2 protein-coding genes are annotated in these 1,476 nt (G+C 57.5%); both read left to right on the plus strand.

Features of this window, described 5'->3' with window-relative positions; all coding sequences use genetic code 11:
• Positions 1-511: 511 nt before the first annotated feature.
• Entirely contained in the window at positions 512-805 is a 294-nt protein-coding gene (locus E1297_RS01880; RefSeq protein WP_155133179.1) for an EF-hand domain-containing protein, read from the plus strand.
• A 132-nt stretch (positions 806-937) separates the two neighbouring features.
• The gene (locus E1297_RS01885) at positions 938-1,447 is read left to right on the plus strand and encodes a hypothetical protein (RefSeq protein WP_155133182.1); all 510 of its coding nucleotides are present in this window, start codon (positions 938-940) and stop codon (positions 1,445-1,447) included.
• Positions 1,448-1,476 lie beyond the last annotated feature (29 nt).

The following is a 1,476-nucleotide window of genomic DNA, read 5'->3' on the forward strand; positions in this document are numbered from 1 at the left end:
CCCTGAAGGAAGGGGTTTGCCGCGCTTCTGAATTAGGCTCGCCTTAAAAGAGCGGCCCGTCAACGCCCGGCAGCGGTTTGGATGAACGCCGCAAAAAGCGGATACGGGCAGAAGGGTCTCGACTTGTTTTCATCTGTCGCGTGCGGAATGACCTGAACGGTTCCACTGGTTCCGCTCACGCATCCCCCTTCTCACAGGCGCTTCCAGTTTCGTCGGGAGCTCCCTACTGAAGTAGCTTAACGAATTCAACTTCAACATTTTGGCGGTCGGGAACGACAACGCGGGATACTCTATCGACTACCGTGCGCATCTCGAGCGCGGTGAGTGTTTCATGCGGCGAGATTTCAAAAGCAGCGGACTGAGATAGACAGATGCCTCCCCGCAACGAAGCTCAAGACGAATAGCCACAAATCGTTACATTTAAATATCTTTCTGCGACAGCGCCGGCGATTTCTACTGATCATATTGACGGAGCGGGACACCCCGCTGAACAAATTTTCAGGAGGAATTCATGAAGTACATTTTCCCGGCCATCGCCGCAGTTCTCGCAATCTCCATGGCCGCTCCGGCCCTCGCCAAAGGTCCCGGCGGCAAGGGTCGATTGTTCAATGAGGCCGATGCCAACGGCGACGGTGTCATTTCACAGGCTGAGCACTCCGCATTCTCCGCCCAGCGCTCCGCCGAGATGTTCTCCAAAATGGATGCCGACGGCGACGGATCCATCTCAAAGGAGGAAGCTATGGCCGCGCAAAAGCACATGCGTGAAATGCGCAAGGAGGGTCGCGGAGATCGGAATCCCGAGTAAGTTCGTTTCCCGACCGATGTCAACGGCCCGCTCCGACCTGACCGGGCCGTGCTTCTATGCGTGTTGCCTTTTCGTTCCAATCGGTGTGCAATCTGACGTAACTACTTCTGTCATGTGTCAGGGACTCACTAAATGAGCGCACTAGCCGAATACCTCAAAGCCGTCAATCCGAATGCGTCTCTCGATCTTGCCTCGCGCGCTGCAATGGAGATCCGATCCCTAACAAGCGGTACCGACGAAGGAGCGCGGGACATCGAATTACTAACCCGAGAGATCGGGCGACTCAAACGCGAGTTGTCCGCTCACGAGGAAGGGGTCTCAGGAGCCTCGCGCGCCGCGCTCGATACTCTCGGCGAGCGGGCGAGACAACGTCGCCTCGAAGGATACGACGACCTGCATGACGACGCTCACGACGATTTTTCCCTACTGAAGGCGGCCCTGGCGTACGGTGAGGACGCTCTGCTTCAGGGAACCACCGGGCACTCCTTCACAGAGACGGCTCCGCCGTCCTGGCCTTGGGACGAGGGCGACTGGAAGCCGAAGAAACTGCGCCGCATGCTCGAAATTATGGGTGCTTTGGTCATCGCAGAAATGGAGCGTCTCGACCGGGCGGAGGAGGAACGAGATTCCCGCCACAGGTAGATGATCCAGAAGCGCGGCAAACCCCTTCC

The organism is Roseibium sp. RKSG952, from assembly GCF_009711355.1.